The following is a 15,042-nucleotide window of genomic DNA, read 5'->3' as shown; positions in this document are numbered from 1 at the left end:
TGCGCCGCCGCAGCGCCCCGCGGCTTTTACACGGACGCAATCAAGGCGACGTTCGGGGGAAACCCCCGCGGCTGAAGATGGGTACTGCCGGTCAGGGATTGCTGGGATTCCTGGCCGGGCACCAACCGGTAGTCCGCAGGCGATCCAGCGGCTGAATTCCCGGCCTGGTCCTGCCTCGAAGGGGTACCTGGATGCCTACGCCGTTGAACCAAAGCGTGGCGGAATCCGCGCTGCTCACCCGCTCCCTCCCGCTGGACATGCTCCGCGCGTTCATCCAGTCCGATGCCGCTGGCAACGGGCTCACGCCGGCACTGCTCGCCGAACTCAAAGTGCTGGCCCGCGTTCCGTCCTTGCTGGTGGCCTGCAACTACGGCGGGACCCTGTGCGAGGCCGAGGGCATCTCCACCGAGATCCTGCCCCTGGGCAATGCGGCCATCGCCCTGCGCGCCCTCGCGGCGCTCCCCAACACCCATGCCGCGATCATTTCGGGGCGCTCGCTGCGCGACCTGGCGGCGGTGTCCCGGCTGCCCGTGGAGGTCCACCTCATCGGCTCGCACGGTGCGGAGCTGGACATGGGCTTCGCTCACGCCCAGAGCCTGGCCACCGAATCCGTCCTGCAAAAGGTCAACGCCGCCCTGAACGAGGCCGTCGGCTTCCAGGAGGGCATCTGGATCGAACGCAAACCGGTGGCTGTTTCCGTCCACACCCGGCCCGCACCGCCGGAGGTGGTGGCGTCGGTGACGGAAACCGCCCGGGAAATCGCCCGCCTGCATGGGCTCTTCTTCATCGTTGACGGCTCCGTGCTGGACCTCTCCGTGGTGGAACCGTCGAAGGCGGAGGCGCTGGAAAACCTCCGGTCCCGGCTCGGCGCCAGCGCCGCCATGTTCGCCGGGGACGCATACAGCGACGAACTGGCCATCGCCACCCTGCGCGGCCCGGACCTGGGGCTGCGGGTAGGGCCGGGGGAGACCTCCGCCGCACACCGGGTCCGCGACCCCGAAGCCTTCGCCCGCGTCCTCGCGCTCCTCTTCGAACTGCGCCGGGCGTGGCTGTTCGGGGAGGACGCCGTGGGCCTTGAACGGCACACGATGATCGGCAACGGGTCCTCCACCGCGCTGCTGACCCCGGACGCGAAGATCTGCTGGATGAGCCACCCGCTGCCCGATTCCGGGTCCCTGTTTGCCCATATCCTGGGCGGAGACGCCGCCGGCCACTTCTCCGTGGAACCGGTCAAGGCCTCACAGGTGCTGGGGCAGCGTTACGTGGACAGCACCATGATCGTCGAAACCCGGTGGGCGGACGTGACGGTCACCGATTATCTTGAGCCCGCGGCCGACGGCATCACCAGCCTGGTGCGGGTGGTGTCCGGCCACGGCGCTGCGAGGATCACGTTCGCTCCCCGGCCGGACTACGCCAATGCGCCGTTCAGCATGGAAGCCCGCGGCGATGAACTGCATGTGGTGGGAACGTCGGAGCCCATCATCCTGTTCGCGCCGGGCGTGACCTTCAGCGTCACCTCGGACGGCATCCATGCCACGGCCACGGCCTCCGTGAACCTCCAGGACGGCCCCGTGGTGCTGAACCTGCGCTGTGGCGATACCGAACCGCAGCCCGCGGATCCCGGTGGGGAGACGGAGCGGCGGGCCGGGGTGGCCCTGCATTCGCGCCAATGGGTCCAGGGCCTCACCCTGCCGTCGGTCAAGCCCTCCCTGGTGCGGCGCTCGGCCCTGGTGCTTCGCGCGCTGGTGCATGAGCCCACGGGCGCGGTCCTCGCAGCCCCCACCACATCCCTGCCTGAGGGGATCGGCGGGACAAGGAACTGGGACTACCGGTACTGCTGGCTGCGCGACGGGTCCATGACGGTCAACGCGCTGGTGGACCTGGGCTCCACCGCCGAGGCGGCGGGTTTCCTGGACTGGCTGGGCCGCATCCTCGAACATGCACCGGGCCCCGAATGGCTGCACCCCCTGTACTCGGTGACCGGCGCGCCGCTGTCCACGGAGGCCGTCGTCGACAGCCTGCCCGGGTACGCCGGTTCCCGCCCGGTAAGGATCGGCAACGCCGCCGACCACCAGGTCCAGCTGGACGTCTTCGGGCCCGTCGCCGAACTGATCCATGCCCTGAGTGAACGGGAGGGATCGCTCGGGGAAGCCCGTTGGGAGCTGATGGTGCAGATGGCATCGGCCGTCCTGGCCCGCTGGCATGAACCCGACCACGGCATCTGGGAGGCACGGCGCGCGGCCCGCCACCACGTCTATTCGAAGGTGATGTGCTGGGTCACCCTCGACCGGGCGCTGCGGACGGCGGCCCGGCACGGACGCGAACCGGACCCTGCCTGGGCCGCGACGGCGGAAACCATCCGCGACGAGGTGCTGCGCGAGGGCTGGGACGAATCGGCGGCCTCCTACACCGTGGCCTATGACAGCCCAGACCTTGATGCCGCGGTCCTGCACATCGGGCTGTCTGGTCTGCTGGATGTCACGGACCAGCGCTTCCTGGACACTGTCACCGCCGTGGAACGGGAACTGCGGGTGGGTCCCACCGTGTTCAGGTACAGGTACGACGACGGCCTGCCGGGCCTGGAGGGCGGGTTCCACATCTGCACCACGTGGCTGATTGAGGCCTACGTCGCCGTGGGCCGCATCGATGAGGCCTGGGACCTGTTCGACCAGCTGGTGAACCTTTTCGGTCCCACCGGCCTGCTCCCGGAGGAATACGACCCCGGCACCGAGACCCACCTCGGGAACCATCCGCAGGCCTACTCGCACCTGGGGTTCATCCGCTGTGCTCGGCTGCTGGACGCACACCAGGGCAAAAGATAGCCGGTGCCGGCCGCGGGCGGGTAGCTAGAGTGGAGGTACCAGGGACCAAACACCGAAACGAGACCGCTGATGACCGCCCGCGCCCAAGGCGTAGGGTTCCGCTCCGAGCGCGGGCCCATCCTCATTGCCCTCATGCTCTCCACCGGACTGGTGGCCATCGATTCCACCATCGTGGCCACGGCCGTACCCTCGATCGTCCATGACATCGGCGGCTTCTCGAACTTCCCCTGGCTCTTCTCCGCCTACCTGCTGGCCCAGGCCGTGTCCGTGCCCATCTACGGGAAACTCTCCGACATGGCCGGCCGCAAACCCATCATCCTGGTGGGGATCGGCCTGTTCCTGCTGGGCTCCGTGCTCTGCGGCGTGGCCTGGAGCATGCCCTCCCTGATCGCCTTCCGGGCTTTGCAGGGACTCGGCGCCGGGGCGGTCCTGCCGGTTTCCATCACCATCGCCGGGGACATCTACTCCCTGGAGGAGCGCGCCAAGGTCCAGGGCTACCTGGCCAGTGTGTGGGCCGTTTCCTCCGTGGTGGGCCCCAGCCTGGGCGGTGCCTTCGCGGCCCTGGGCATCTGGCGCGGCATCTTCCTGGTCAACGTTCCGCTCTGCCTGCTGGCCGGATGGATGCTGGTCCGCACGCTGCACGAGAACGTGGAACGGGCACGGCACACGGTGGACTACGCGGGCGCGGCCCTGCTGGCCGGGTCGTTGGGCCTGCTGATCCTCGGCGCACTGCAGGGCGGCCAGGCCTGGGCGTGGGATTCCCCCGTCAGCTATGGCATCTTCATCGTCGGCGCCGTGCTGCTGGCCGCGTTCCTGCTCGTCGAGCGGCGTGCCGCAGAGCCCATCCTGCCCTCCTGGGTGGTCTCCCGGCGCCTGCTCGCCACCACGGCGCTCGTGTCCTTCGGCGTCGGGTCGGTCATGATCGGGCTGACGTCCTATGTGCCCACGTTCCTTGAGGGCGCCCTGTCCTCCTCGCCCCTGGTCGCCGGTCTGGCGCTCGCCGCCCTGACCCTGGGCTGGCCGCTCAGCGCGTCGCAGGCAGGCAAGTTCTACCTGCGGATCGGATTCAAGGCCACCGCCCTGATCGGCGTCACCATCGCGGTTGCGGGGCTGCTGATCCTGTCGCTGACAGCGGGTGCACCCAACGTGGTGCTGATCGCGCTCAGCTGCTTCGTCGTCGGGCTCGGCCTGGGCCTGCTGGCCACCCCCACCCTGATTTCCGCCCAGTCCAGCGTGCCCTGGCACGAGCGCGGCGTGGTCACCAGCACCAACATGTTCGCCCGCAGCATCGGCAGCGCCCTGGGCGTTGCCGTGTTCGGCGCAGTCGCCAACTCGATCTACGGCGGCGCGGGCGGCAACGGGAACCCGTCGGCGGTTGTCGCCGCGTCGAGCGCCGTGTTCCTGGCCGCGCTGGTGGCCGGCCTGCTCACCGTCGTGGCCGTGGTGGCCATGCCCGCGGTGAAGGCCGGGACCACCGAACCGGCAGGGAACCCGGCCAGGGAGGAACCCGCCGCGGAGCAACCCGCTGCGGAGGACCCGGCCGCGGACCCGGCGGCCGGGGTCCCGAAACCGGGCAGCTCCCGCTAGCGGGAGGCCCGGAAAATCCCGGGCGCCGGCCTGGTCCCGGTAGCCAGGTCCGCCAGGATCCGGCCGATCACCGGCGTGAACTTGAAGCCGTGCCCGGAGAACCCCGCTCCGATGACAACGGGACCCACCCGGTCCAGGATGAAGTCCTCGTCCGGGGTGGTGGTGTAGGTGCAGCTGACCGCCTCGAACGACTCCGAATCCACGCCCGGCAGCCACTGCCGCGCGTACTCCTGCAGGGCGGCGAGCTGCGTTGGCTCCGGCAGGAAGTCACGGTGGTCCGGGTCCACCACGGGCCCCACGCCGTGCCAGCCGGCCTTGATGCCTTCCCCGGGGGTCTGCATGCCGTAAACGGGGGAGTACCAGCCCTGGTAGTCCGGCCCGGGGTAGTGGTTGAACCCGGGCCACACTGCGCCGGCGTCCTTGACGCGGAAATGGGCCGGCTGTTCCTGCGTCACCGTCAGCTTCGGGATACGGAGGGCACCTGCCCCCTTGGCGGAGCCACTGCTGCCCAGCAGCTTCTCCGTCCAGCCGCCGGCTGTCACCACGGCCTGCGCCGCGGTGACCACCTCGGTGCCCGCTGCGGACTCCAGCGTGAGCCGCACGCCGTCGTCGAACACTTCGAAGCCCGCCACCCTGGTGTGGTGCCTGATGTCGGCGCCCCGGGCAGCGGCCAGGCGCTGGAAGGCGGGCAATGCTGCTTCGGGGTTGAGCTGGCCGCCGTCGGGCATGTGCAGGACCTGCCGGTCGAAGCGGATGCCCCGCCAGCGCTCGCCGGCTTCGGCCGGGTCCAGGAATTCCGCGCGGATGCCGGCCGCGGCCAGCGCGGCGGCAACGTCGGCGAAGTGCGGGCTGGCGCCGTGGTTGACGATGCCCGTCCGCGCCAGCAGCTGCTCGCCGCTCTCCTGCTCCAGCTCCTCCCACAGCGCCAAACCTTCGGCCAGCATGGCCACGTACTCGGGCTGGTGGTACCCGGGATTGAAGTTCCGGGTGGCGCCGTGGGACGCGCCGATCGTGTGCCCGGGGCCGAACTGCTCCACGAGCGTCACGTCGCGGCCACGGCGGGACAGCGCCCACGCGGCGGCGGAGCCCATGGCTCCTCCGCCGATCACCACGGTGTCAAGAACAGTAGTCATCAGCCCTCCAAGCTGCAGTTGCGCCGGGCGTCATGCCAGCAGAAGCGCGACGCCGATCATCGCCGGCACTGCCACCACGGTGGTGATCAGCACGGTGTCCTTGGCGACGGTCAGGCCGGTCTGGTACCGGCTGGCCGCCACGAAAACGTTCTGGGCCGTGGGCAGCGCCGAGGTAACCACCACCGCGAACAGTGCGTGTCCGTCCATGCCCACGGCGAACCGGGCGAACACGTAGGCCAGGGCGGGCTGGACCACCAGCTTGAATCCGCTCGCCAGCAGCGTGTCCACCCGGCGGCCCGCCGAGGCCTGCAGCGGCCGGGTGCCGTTCAGGCTCATGCCGAAGGCGATCAGCATCGCGGGGATCGCGGCTCCGCCGATCAGGTGGATGGGTTCCATGACCAGCGCCGGGACCTGGAATCCGGTGCCGGCCACCAGCAGGCCGAGCCCCGATCCCACGATCATGGGGTTCCGCAGGATCATCAGGACAAAGCCAAGGGCAGTGGTGCGGTGCGAGCTGGTGCTGGAGTCCAGGATCATCAGGAACGTCGGCGTAAAGAAGGCCAGCTGGAAGATCAGCAGCGGTGCCACGTAACTCGCGTCGCCCAGGACATATACCGCGATGGGAATACCCAGATTGGCGGAGTTTGCCAGCGACGCGGACATGGCGGACATCAGGGATTCGGGCAGGTCCCGCTTCAGCCGGAATTTGGCCAGGACGAAAAAGATTGAGGCCGTGGCGATGGCGGCCACCGCCGTCACCAGCAGCGGTTCGGCAAACACTTCCTGCAGCCGGGCCTTGCTGAGGGTTTCGAACAGCAGGGCGGGACTGGCCACGAAGAAGGTGAGGCCGCTGAGCACCGGCCGGGCATGTTCGCCGAGGATTTTCCGCCGGCCGACGAACCACCCCACCAGGATGATGGTCCACACCACGAAGAAGCCGGCCAGCACTCCTAGCAAGGGATTCCTCCCCGGGCATGGCGGAAGTGTCTACCGGAGTTCACGCTCCGGGTTCAGAGTGCGGCGTTGTTCAGCGCGAAAGGGGGACGCATCATGCCGGGTGTGAAGCCTTCAGCGGGGTCGTTGCCCAGCTGGATGACCCGGTTGTTCTCGTCCACGTGGACCACCCTGGGCTCGTAGGCCTTGGCTTCCTCGGTGGTCATCTGCGCGTAGGTGATGAGGATGACGAGGTCGTTCTCGTGCATCAGGTGGGCGGCAGCGCCGTTGATGCCGATGACGCCGGAGCCGCGCTCACCGGCGATGGTGTACGTTTCCAGCCGTGCGCCGTTGGTGATGTCGACAATGGAAACCAGCTCGCCGGGCAGGATGTCAGCAGCTTCCAGCAGGTCCAGGTCAACGGTGACCGAACCTACATAGTGCAGGTCAGCGTGCGTGACGGTGGCCCGGTGGATTTTGGACTTGAACATTGTTCGATTCATAACGCCTTTAGTCTAGCGCCGGGACTCCTGGGCCGCAGTGACGCAGGAAACACACGGTGCGCGGGCCCAGCTGCGCGGCGAGGGGCGGCGTCACTGCGCAGGGACCGCCCCTGCGCAGTGAAGGGCGCTGCCGTTGCGCAGGGAGGACCGGGCGTACGACGGCGGGAGGTCACCCGGCGTCGTTCCCCGCCACTGCCGCGGCGGCGGCGGCGAGGGTTTCCCGCGCTGCCAGGATGGCCGGGCGCTGCGCGCTGGAGCGGCGCACCGACGTGAAGATGGTGCGGTGCGGCTTGCCGGGAAGCTCCAGCAGCTGCGCCGTGGTGCCCCGGCCGGTCCACACCAGGTCCGGCATCAGCGCCACCGCGTTGCCGGACTCGATGAGGCGGGCCTGGGCCTGCAGGTCAGCCGTTTCGAAGCGGACATCCGGTTCGAAGCCGGCGCTGCGGCAGGCCTGCTCCGCCCAGTGCCTCGATGCGGCACCCCTCGGTTCCATGACCCAGGCGAGCTCTGCTGTGTCCTCCAGCGAACGGATGGCGGCCCCGCCGTCGGACGCCGGGGGAACTGCCAGCCGGATGGCATCGGTGGTCAGCTTCACCTTGTCCAGCTCGGGGTAGCGGGGAGCCGCGTGCCCCGGGTACTGCTCCGCGATCACCAGGTCGAAGTCCCGGGCCCACGTCTCGTGCAGCGCGGTTTCCGGTTCGCGCTGGATCATTTCGATCCGGACCTCCGGGTAGGTGGTGGCCATGCGGGTCAGGGTGTCCGGCATCAGCGCCAGCGCCGCGGACTGGAAGACGGCGATCCTCACTGTCCCGGTCACGGTGGTCAGCGACGCCGCCAGGTCCGCTTCCGCCTGCTCCATGGTTTCCAGCAGCTGGGCCGTGTGCGCCACCAGCACCTCGGCCTGGGGTGTCAGCTGCACGCGGCGGCCTGTCTTCCGGAGCAGCTCCACGCCCACTTCCTTCTCCAGCAGGGCGAGCTGCTGGGAGACCGAGGACGGGCTGTACTGCAGGGCCTCCGCTACTTCAGCGAGGGTTCCGCGGATGCTGAGTTCGCGGAGCAAACGCAGCCGGCGCACGTCGAGCATGGCAGATTCCTAACTGAAACTAACGAATATAGGTTAGAAGTAGTCACTTTATCTAACGCAAGGGCCCGCGCATACTGTTGGGACCGAGTTACCCCCGTCACAGCCATTCGTTGGCGTGCCGCGGCGGGGTCGCACCCCAAAGCAGGAGTTCCTGATGAGCAGTAAAGATCTAAGCCAATCGATCATGCGGCGCAAGCCCATTGATGACATCGAGGAAGAGAACAAGCACAGCGGTCTATTCAAGTCCCTCGGGCTGTGGCAGCTCACCGCCATCGGCGTCGGCGGCATCATCGGCGTCGGCATCTTCTCCCTTGCGGGGCTGGTGGCGGCCGGCAGCGAAGGCAACCCGGGAGTGGGGCCCGCGGTACTGATTTCCTTCCTGATCGCAGGCCTCGCCTCCGCGGCGGCCGCCCTGTCCTATGCGGAATTCGCGGGCATGATCCCCCGGGCGGGCTCGGCCTACACCTATGGCTATGTGGCCCTCGGCGAGGTGATCGGCTGGTTCATCGGCTGGGACCTGCTGCTCGAATACATCGCCATCGTCGCCGTGGTGGCCATCGGCATCTCCGGGTACCTTGACGCTTTCCTGTCCGGGATCGGCATCCACATGCCGGCCTGGATGACCTCCACCGTGGACGAGGGCAAGGGCGGCATCATCAACATCCCCGCCATCCTGGTCTGCCTCCTGGTGACCTGGATCCTTTCCCGCGGCACCAAGGCGTTTGGCCGGTTCGAGCTCGTGGCCGTCGCCATCAAAGTGGTCCTGATCCTCTTCATCATCGGACTGGGTGTCTTCTATATCGACACCAACAACTACAACCCGTTCATGCCCAGCGGCTTCGGCCCCGTCGTGGCCGGTTCCGCCACCGTGTTCTTCGCCGTGTTCGGCTATGACGCCATGAGCACCGCGGCCGAGGAAGCCAAGGACGGCAAGAAGCACATGCCCAAGGCCATCGTGCTCTCGCTCATCATCGCCATGCTCCTCTACGTGGCCGCCACCCTGGTCCTGACCGGCATGCAGAACTACAAGGACATCGACCCCAAAGCCGGCTTCGCTTCCGCCTTCACGTCCGTGGGCCTGCCCGTCATCGCCACCATCATCTCCGTGTTCGCGGTCCTGTCCATCCTGACCGTGATGCTCACCTTCCTGCTCGGCGTCACCCGCGTCTGGTTCTCCATGAGCCGCGACGGCCTGCTCCCGGGCTGGTTTGCCAAGACCGACCGGCACGGCACCCCGCAGCGCGTCACCTGGATCGGCGGCATCGCCTCCGCCTTCCTCGCCGGCGTCTTCCCCATCAAGGCCGTTGCGGACCTGACCAACATCGGCATCCTTGCCGCGTTCGTCGTCGTCTGCCTGTCCGTGATCATCTTCCGCTACAAGCGGCCTGACGCGCCCCGCACCTTCCGCCTGCCCCTGATGCCGGTGATCCCTGCATTCGGCGTCCTGGCCTCCGCCTTCCTGATGCTGCAGCTGCACTGGGAGACCTGGCTGCGGTTCGTGGTGTGGCTGATCATCGGCCTGGTCATCTACTTCGGCTACGGCCGCAGGCACTCCCTGATGAACCCCGACAGCCCGCGCCACCAGGAACTCGCCGAGCTGCACCGCCCGCTCTCCTGACCCCTGCCCCGACGCCCGCTCACATTTGACGGCCTTTCCTGAAACGCCCGCTCACATCCGGCGGATTTTCCTGAAACGCCCGCTCATGTCCGGTGGCTTTTCCCGAAACGCCGGCTCACCTCCGGTCAGGACAGGAACCCTCCTGCGCATCACGTGCAGGAGGGTTCCTGTTCTGCTGCCAAAGGTGAGCGGGGGTTGGGGTTTTTGCTGCCAAAGGTGAGCGGGGGTTGGGGTTTTTGCTGCCAAAGGTGAGCACGCGTTGGAGTGACGAAAGCATTGGGTTTCCTAACCTGTATTGGTTGGAAAAGATCGCTTTATCTTATGTGACTGGAAGCCCATACTGGTGGAAAGACCTCCTCCCAACGCAAGGAAAGAAGCGGGAAAACCATGACCCACGTTGCAATGGAACCGGCCCTGGGCGCCGTGTCCCTACCGCAGACTGTCGACGTCGACGTCCCCCAGACGAAGGCCCTGGCAAGCGAGGCCGTCGCCCTGGTCCGCCGCTGGCTGACCGAGGCCGCCAAGGTCCCGGTGGACGCCTCGGCCCAGCAGCTGGCCGGAGTGTTGAAGGACCCCAACGGCCTGGACTTCACCGTCGGCTTCGTGGACGGCGTGGTCCGCCCCGAGGACCTGAACGTCGCCGCCCGCAACCTCGCCAAGCTCGCCCCCAAGGTCCCGGCCTTCCTGCCCTGGTACATGCGCAGCGCCGTGGCCCTCGGCGGCACCATGGCGCCGGTCCTGCCCCAGGTGGTCATTCCCGTGGCCCGCAAGGTGCTGCGCGAAATGGTGGGCCACCTGATCGTCGACGCCACCGACGCCAAGCTGGGCCCCGCCATCGCCAAGATCAAAAAAGACGGCATCAAGCTCAACGTCAACCTCCTGGGCGAAGCAGTCCTGGGAGAGCACGAAGCCTCCCGCCGCCTTGAGGGCACGCACACCCTCCTCGCCCGTCCCGACGTCGACTATGTTTCCATCAAGGTCTCCTCCACCGTGGCCCCGCACTCCGCCTGGGCCTTCGATGAAGCCGTGGAGCACGTCGTCGAAAAACTCACCCCGCTGTTCCGGCGTGCTGCCTCCTTCTCCAAGCCCAAGTTCATCAACCTGGACATGGAGGAATACAAGGACCTGGACATGACCATCGCGGTTTTCACCCGGATCCTGGACATGCCTGAGTTCAAGAACCTCGAGGCCGGCATCGTGCTCCAGGCCTACCTGCCGGACGCGCTGTCCGCCATGATCCGCCTGCAGGACTGGGCTGCGGAGCGCCGCGCCAACGGAGGCGCCGGGATCAAGGTCCGCGTGGTCAAGGGCGCCAACCTGCCCATGGAGCACGTGGAAGCCTCGCTGCACGACTGGCCGCTGGCAACCTGGGGCTCCAAGCAGGACTCCGACACCAGCTACAAGAGCGTTATCAATTACTCGCTGCACCCCGAGCGGATCAAGAACATCCGGATCGGCGTGGCCGGCCACAACCTGTTCGACATCGCCTTCGCCTGGCTGCTGGCCAAGCAGCGCGGCGTTGAATCCGGTATTGAATTCGAGATGCTGCTGGGCATGGCACAGGGCCAGGCCGAAGCCGTGAAGAAGGACGTCGGCTCCCTCCTGCTCTACACCCCGGTGGTGCACCCGTCCGAGTTCGACGTCGCCATCGCCTACCTGATCCGCCGGCTCGAAGAGGGTGCCAGCCAGGACAACTTCATGTCCGCCGTCTTTGAGCTCAGCGAGAACGAGGGCCTGTTCGAGCGGGAAAAGCAGCGTTTCCTCGCCTCGCTGGAGGCCCTGGACAACACCGTCCCGCTGCCCAACCGGCGCCAGAACCGGAGCCTGCCCCCGGCCCCGATGCCCCACCCGGGCTTCGACAACACCCCGGACACCGATCCGTCCCTGCCTGCCAACCGCGACTGGGGCCGCGCCATCTTGGACCGCGTCCCCGGTTCCACGCTGGGCAACGACTCCGTCGAGGCTGCCTTCATCAACGACGAGGCCACCCTTAACAAGGCCATCGAGACCGCCGTCGAGAAGGGCAAGGCATGGGGTGAACTCTCCGGCAACGAGCGGGCAGAGATCCTGCACCGTGCGGGCGACATCCTCGAGGCCCGCCGCGCGGACCTCCTCGAGGTGATGGCCAGCGAGACCGGCAAGACCATCGACCAGGGCGACCCCGAGGTCAGCGAGGCCGTGGACTTCGCCCACTACTACGCAGAGTCCGCCCGCAGGCTGGACACGGTCGACGGCGCCACGTTCGTCCCAGCCAAGCTCACCGTTGTCACGCCGCCGTGGAACTTCCCGGTCGCCATCCCGGCAGGGTCCACCCTCGCGGCACTCGCCGCCGGCTCCGCCGTCGTCATCAAGCCCGCCAAGCAGGCCGCCCGCAGCGGCGCCGTGATGGTCGAAGCCCTGTGGGAAGCCGGTGTGCCCAAGGATGTCCTCACCATGGTGCAGCTGGGTGAGCGGGAGCTGGGCCAGCAGCTGATCAGCCACCCGGCCGTGGGCCGCGTCATCCTCACCGGCGGCTACGAAACCGCCGAGCTGTTCCGTTCCTTCCGCAAGGACCTGCCGCTGCTGGCCGAAACCAGCGGCAAGAACGCCATCATCGTCACCCCCAGCGCCGACCTGGACCTCGCGGCAAAGGACGTGGCCTACTCCGCGTTCGGCCACGCCGGCCAGAAGTGCTCCGCCGCGTCCTTGGTGATCCTGGTGGGCTCCGTGGCCAAATCCAAGCGGTTCCACAACCAGCTGATCGACGCCGTCACCTCCCTGAAGGTGGGCTACCCCCAGGATCCCACCAGCCAGATGGGCCCCATCATCGAGCCCGCCAACGGCAAGCTCCTCAACGCCCTGACCACCCTGGGCCACGGCGAAAACTGGGCCGTCGAACCGAAGCAGCTCGATGACAGCGGCCGGCTCTGGAGCCCGGGCGTCCGCTACGGCGTCAAGCGCGGTTCCTACTTCCACCTGACCGAGTTCTTCGGCCCCGTCCTGGGCGTGATGACCGCGGAAACCCTGGAAGAGGCCATCGCCATCCAGAACCAGATCGAATACGGCCTCACCGCCGGACTGCACTCCCTCAACTCCGAGGAACTGGGCATCTGGCTCGATTCCATCCAGGCCGGCAACCTCTACGTCAACCGAGGCATCACCGGCGCCATCGTGCAGCGCCAGCCGTTCGGCGGCTGGAAGAAGTCGGCCGTCGGTGCCGGCACCAAGGCCGGCGGCCCCAACTACCTCGCCGGGCTGGGGGACTGGGTTCCCGCCACCAGCACCGCTACGGCCTCCGTGAGCGATCCGGGCGTCCGCCGCATCCTCAACGCTGCCGGCTCCGCCCTGCAGCCCGCCGAACTCGAGTCCGTCCAGCGGGCACTGGCATCCGACGCCGAGGCCTGGGCGGAGGAGTTTGGCACCGCCAAGGACGTCTCCGGCCTGAGCGCGGAACGCAACATCTTCAGGTACCGCAGCCTCCCCGTCACCATCCGCCTCTCGGAAGGTGCGCCGCTGGCGCACCTGGTGCGGACCGTGGCCGCCGGCGTGCTGGCCGGCTCGGCACTGACCGTCTCCTCCGCCGTCGAACTTCCTGCCCAGCTGCGCTCCGTGCTCACCGCGCAGGACATCGACGTGACGGTGGAGTCCGACGGCGGCTGGCTGGCTTCGGCGGGACGGCTCGCCGCGGCGGACAAGCTGTCCGGGGCCCGCATCCGGCTCATCGGCGGCGACGCGTCCGCGCTCGCCGAGGCCACCGGCGGACGGCCCGACCTCGCGGTTTACGCCCATGCCGTCACCGAGTCGGGCCGCGTGGAACTGCTGCCATTCCTTCACGAGCAGGCCGTCAGCATCACCGCCCACCGGTTCGGCACACCGAACCACCTCTCGGATGCGCTGATCTAGGCAGGCACAGAAAGACCGGCGGCTGGGCTTGTCGAAACCTGGGTTTCGACAAGCCCAGCCACCGGTTGTGTTTGTCCCCTATCCGAGGTACCAGCCCGGCGGCGACCACGTGACGGGGACGCTGTGGGCCGAGAATTCCTCACAGTGGGTGCAGGTGTAGGCGACTTCGCCCAGGGTGGCTACCGACCCGTCGCGGCGGTAGGTCGGCGGAATGTAGGTCTCGAGGTAGACGAATTCGTCGGTGCGGCACTTGTCGCAGGTTGGTTTTCCCACGTACCCGGAGTCCGTGGAGGCCCGTCCGGTGCCGAGATTGGCCTGGCGGGTTGCCGGCCTGGCTGCGGGAAGCGGGCGTGCGTGTGCAGAGCTGAGATGGGTGTTCCTGGCTGTCGTCATTGGCTGCCTGTCCCAGGCGCGGAAACCCCCAACTGAGGACGCGCCCGTTTGTAGAACCGGCCAGCTGCTTGACCCTTGGAAACCCAGCATAGGGGAAGCCGCACCCCCTATCAATGGACACGAACCCCCTAATCCGCCCAAATGCTGGATATTCCCTGGGTGCGGGGTTAAGTTTGGCGGTTAATTGTCCTTCCCACGATCGACTGCGTCAGCGCGTCGATGACCTCGGTGTTTGCCAGGGGGTTGCGGATGAGCGTGAAGTCCACGTCCCCCACGGCGGGAAGGTCGAACCGGCGGGTGATGATCTTCAGGTCCTCCGGCACCAGCGACGTCGGCATGACGGCAACACCGATGCCCGCGCGGACGGCGGCCAGCACCCCGCTGATCTGTCGCGTGGTGCAGGTGATCCGCCACGTCCGGCCATGGGCTTCGAGCGCGTCGATGGCCAGCTTCCGGCTGAGGCTGGGGGAGGGGTAGGCGATCAGCGGCACCGGGGTTCCGGGGTCAAGGGTAGTTTGTTCCAGGCCCACCCAGGAGAACGAATCGTGCTGGACCACCGTGCCGTCCTTGGCCCCGGCCACCCACTTGACGAAGACCAGGTCCAGCTGGCCGGCGTTGAGCTTCCGGTAGAGCTGGTCGCTTTGCCCCACCGTGAGTTCGAGGTTGATCTGGGGATAGATCTGCCGGAATTCCCGCAGGATCCGCGGCAGCCCGGTGATGGCAAGGTCGTCGGCCGTGCCGAACCGCAGGCGCCCGCGCATCGCCGACCCGGAGAAGTAGCGGGCGGCGGCATCATGGGCCGACAGGATGGTCCGCGCAAACCCCGCCATCGCGTCGCCGTTGTCCGTGAGCCGCACATCGCGGGTGTCCCTGCTGATGAGGGTGCGCTTGGCCGCGGCTTCGAGCTTGCGGATGTGCTGGCTGATGGTGGGCTGGGCGAGCCCCAGCCGCTCCGCGGCCTTGGTGAAGCTCAGGGTATCGGCGACGGCAAGGAAGGAACGCAGCTGGGCGGGTTCGAACACGTGGTCTCCGTTGTCTGCAGCACCTGGCGGCTGCATTGCGTTTTGCAATACGAGTTATAGGGACC

The 15,042-nt window shown here is 67.7% G+C and carries 10 protein-coding genes; 4 read left to right on the top strand and 6 right to left on the bottom strand.

Going from position 1 to position 15,042, the window contains the following annotated elements:
* The first annotated feature begins 191 nt into the window (after positions 1 to 191).
* Complete coding sequence (locus ACYSM9_RS05650; RefSeq protein WP_461856027.1) at positions 192 to 2,822, top strand: trehalase-like domain-containing protein; 2,631 nt, start codon at positions 192 to 194, stop codon at positions 2,820 to 2,822.
* A gap of 69 nt (positions 2,823 to 2,891) precedes the next feature.
* Entirely contained in the window at positions 2,892 to 4,409 is a 1,518-nt protein-coding gene (locus ACYSM9_RS05645; RefSeq protein ID WP_461856026.1) for an MFS transporter, read from the top strand.
* Here the strand turns inward: ACYSM9_RS05645 and ACYSM9_RS05640 are convergent.
* The 4 genes from ACYSM9_RS05640 to ACYSM9_RS05625 form a co-directional block, all read right to left on the bottom strand.
* Entirely contained in the window at positions 4,406 to 5,542 is a 1,137-nt protein-coding gene (locus ACYSM9_RS05640; protein ID WP_461856025.1) for an FAD-dependent oxidoreductase, read from the bottom strand. The two genes, ACYSM9_RS05645 and ACYSM9_RS05640, sit on opposite strands and share 4 nt — an antisense overlap.
* 30 nt (positions 5,543 to 5,572) lie before the next feature.
* A complete protein-coding gene (locus ACYSM9_RS05635) occupies positions 5,573 to 6,499 on the bottom strand; it encodes an AEC family transporter (protein ID WP_461856024.1) in 927 nt (308 codons plus the stop codon).
* Positions 6,500 to 6,552: 53 nt separating this feature from the next.
* A complete protein-coding gene (panD, locus tag ACYSM9_RS05630; RefSeq protein ID WP_461856023.1) occupies positions 6,553 to 6,978 on the bottom strand; it encodes an aspartate 1-decarboxylase in 426 nt (141 codons plus the stop codon).
* A gap of 169 nt (positions 6,979 to 7,147) precedes the next feature.
* Positions 7,148 to 8,062 (bottom strand): LysR family transcriptional regulator, encoded by a 915-nt coding sequence (locus tag ACYSM9_RS05625; protein WP_461856022.1) that lies wholly within the window; start codon positions 8,060 to 8,062, stop codon positions 7,148 to 7,150.
* Between the two features lie 154 nt (positions 8,063 to 8,216).
* Here ACYSM9_RS05625 and ACYSM9_RS05620 point away from each other — a divergent pair, with 154 nt between their 5' ends.
* The gene (locus tag ACYSM9_RS05620) at positions 8,217 to 9,680 is read left to right on the top strand and encodes an amino acid permease (RefSeq protein ID WP_461856021.1); all 1,464 of its coding nucleotides are present in this window, start codon (positions 8,217 to 8,219) and stop codon (positions 9,678 to 9,680) included.
* Positions 9,681 to 10,067: 387 nt separating this feature from the next.
* On the top strand, positions 10,068 to 13,562 hold the full coding sequence (locus tag ACYSM9_RS05615; protein WP_461856020.1) for a proline dehydrogenase family protein: 3,495 nt from the start codon (positions 10,068 to 10,070) through the stop codon (positions 13,560 to 13,562).
* Positions 13,563 to 13,640: 78 nt separating this feature from the next.
* Here the strand turns inward: ACYSM9_RS05615 and ACYSM9_RS05610 are convergent, their stop codons facing one another.
* Both ACYSM9_RS05610 and ACYSM9_RS05605 read right to left on the bottom strand, forming a co-directional pair.
* Positions 13,641 to 13,955 carry a hypothetical protein gene (locus ACYSM9_RS05610; protein WP_461856019.1) on the bottom strand — a complete coding sequence of 105 codons (315 nt, stop codon included), beginning with the start codon at positions 13,953 to 13,955 and terminating at the stop codon, positions 13,641 to 13,643.
* Positions 13,956 to 14,122: 167 nt separating this feature from the next.
* On the bottom strand, positions 14,123 to 14,977 hold the full coding sequence (locus ACYSM9_RS05605) for a LysR substrate-binding domain-containing protein (protein ID WP_221387388.1): 855 nt from the start codon (positions 14,975 to 14,977) through the stop codon (positions 14,123 to 14,125).
* Positions 14,978 to 15,042 lie beyond the last annotated feature (65 nt).

Source organism: Arthrobacter sp. C152 (assembly GCF_054890965.1).
The sequence above is the reverse complement of the archived record's forward strand: the minus strand, read 5'-3'. Positions and strand labels throughout refer to the sequence as shown.